This is a genomic window from Xanthovirga aplysinae (assembly GCF_009711365.1).
GTDB lineage: Bacteria > Bacteroidota > Bacteroidia > Cytophagales > Cyclobacteriaceae > Xanthovirga > Xanthovirga aplysinae.
Genome location: NZ_SMMB01000622.1, coordinates 1 through 2,819 on the forward strand (window position 1 = coordinate 1; position 2,819 = coordinate 2,819).

The window sequence follows — 2,819 nt, forward strand, 5'->3', positions numbered from 1 at the left end:
GTCCCATGACAAATCATTTCAAAATAAAGACAAAATAAATGCATTATATTTTAAAAGGAATAATAAGAGCTTATATTCCTTTTTTTCATTTATAAAGTGCAATTATATATTAGATTTATAAAAACAAAAAGCTTTTTACCCCAAAAAAAATTATAAAAAACCCACATGACTCTACCTTATTAGCAAGAAAAAATTCATAAACACTAGTTTAATTTCTCCAAAATTATTCGCTTTTATCCCCCTAAAACCGTAATAGCTTATTTACATATATTATAAATACCTAATTGATAGAGTCACAACTTCCTTTATTTTACAATTTTTGTAACTTTGCCAAACCTTAAAAGACAGAAGATTAATCACTATAACAAATAAATAAATCATGGCTTTTGACATTGAAATGATTAAAGCTGCATATGCCAAAATGGGTGAGCGTATTGAGGCAGCAAGGAATATCGTTGGCAAGCCGCTAACACTGACCGAAAAAATTCTTTATTCACATCTTTTTGATGGGGCAGCGACTAAAGCCTATGAAAGAGGAACCTCTTATGTAGATTTTGCCCCTGACCGTGTGGCCATGCAGGACGCCACAGCTCAAATGGCTTTGCTTCAGTTCATGCAAGCGGGAAAGGATAAAGCAGCCGTACCTTCAACTGTTCACGCTGATCACTTGATCCAAGCAAAAATAGAAGCAAAAAAAGATTTACACACTGCAAATGTTACCAATAAAGAGGTTTACGATTTCTTAGCTTCTGTTTCTAATAAATATGGCATTGGTTTTTGGAAACCAGGAGCAGGAATTATCCACCAGGTTGTTCTTGAAAATTATGCATTCCCTGGCGGTATGATGATCGGTACTGATTCACACACAGTGAATGCAGGAGGTTTAGGAATGGTTGCCATTGGGGTTGGAGGCGCAGATGCAGTAGATGTAATGGCCGGAATGCCATGGGAACTTAAATTCCCTAAGTTAATTGGCGTTAAATTAACTGGTAAACTAAATGGCTGGGCTGCCCCTAAAGATGTCATTTTAAAAGTAGCGGGTATTCTAAGTGTTAAGGGTGGTACCGGATGTATCGTAGAATACTTTGGTGAAGGTGCTGAAGCTATGTCTTGTACGGGTAAAGGTACTATTTGTAACATGGGTGCTGAAATTGGTGCAACTACTTCAACCTTCGGATATGACGAATCTATGGAGCGTTACTTAAGAGCAACGGGCCGAAATGATGTAGCTGATGCTGCTAATGGTGTAAAGCAACATTTAACTGCTGACTCTGAAGTATATGCTGAGCCGGAAAAATATTTTGATCAATTGATTGAGATTAACCTCGATGAGCTTGAGCCTTATTTAAATGGGCCATTTACTCCAGACCGAGCAACACCTATTTCTAAAATGAAAGAAGTTGCCGCTGAAAATGGCTGGCCAACTGAAGTGGAGGTTGGTTTGATTGGTTCTTGTACAAACTCTTCTTATGAAGACATTTCAAGAGCAGCTTCATTGGCAGAACAAGCCGTAAGCAAAAATCTTAAAACAAAGGCTAAATTCACCATTACCCCTGGATCTGAGCAAGTTCGGTATACCATTGAAAGAGATGGATTTATTGATACCTTTGATAAAATTGGTGCCAGCGTTTTTGCAAATGCTTGTGGACCTTGTATTGGACAATGGGCCCGAGAAGGTGCGGAGAAAAAAGAAAAGAACACCATCGTTCATTCTTTTAACCGAAACTTTGCCAAGCGTGCTGACGGCAACCCTAATACTCATGCTTTTGTAGCTTCACCTGAACTTGTAACCGCCCTGGCTATAGCAGGAGATTTGACGTTTAACCCACTTAAAGATACATTAACCAATGAAAAGGGTGAACAGGTAAAATTAGATCCACCTTCAGGAGAAGAATTGCCAACTAAAGGATTTGATGTAAAAGATAACGGGTATCAAGCCCCTGCCGAAGATGGCTCCAAAGTAAAAGTGGAAGTTTCTCCGGAATCTGAGCGTCTTCAGTTGCTTTCCCCATTTGCCCCTTGGGAAGGTACCGATTTAAAAGGGTTAAAACTTCTTATTAAAGCCAAAGGAAAATGTACCACGGATCACATTTCTATGGCGGGTCCATGGTTAAGATATAGAGGGCATTTAGATAATATTTCCAACAACTGTCTAATTGGGGCAGTAAATGCATTCAACGACAGTACAAATTTGGTTAAAAGTCAATTAACCGGATTATATGGAGAGGTTCCTGCTACACAGCGGGCCTACAAAGCCGCTGGAGTTGGTTCTGTGGTAATTGGAGACGAAAACTATGGAGAAGGTTCATCTCGTGAACATGCTGCTATGGAACCTCGACATTTAGGAGTAAGAGCTGTAGTAGTAAAATCATTTGCTCGTATCCATGAGACCAACCTGAAAAAACAGGGAATGCTCGGACTGACCTTTGCTAATCCAGAGGATTACAATAAGGTACAGGAGGATGATTCAATTGATATTGTGGAATTGACAGAGTTTGCTCCTGGAAAACAATTGACCATGATTTTGAATCATACTGATGGATCAGTGGATGAGATCAAACTTAACCATACCTACAATGAACAACAAATTGGGTGGTTTAAAGCGGGGTCAGCATTAAATAAAATCAAAGAAGAAAATGCTTAAGTAAAAGTTAAACAAAAAAAAAGGAGGCTGTATCAAAAGTAATTTTTGGTCAGCCTTTTTTTTATTCTAAGGAGCCTCAAGAATCTGTTAATCCAGGTTCATAATTTCCGTTTATATCGCTTTTTAAACGAATTGTACCGGCAAATCTAAAATGCCAATTCAGTTTTATCAGGAA

At 38.4% G+C, this 2,819-nt stretch carries 1 protein-coding gene; it reads left to right on the forward strand.

Annotation, left to right across the window (positions count from 1 at the left end):
- Nucleotides 1-379 precede the first annotated feature (379 nt).
- Complete coding sequence (locus E1171_RS03370; RefSeq protein ID WP_155204072.1) at nucleotides 380-2,644, forward strand: aconitate hydratase; 2,265 nt, start codon at nucleotides 380-382, stop codon at nucleotides 2,642-2,644.
- Nucleotides 2,645-2,819 lie beyond the last annotated feature (175 nt).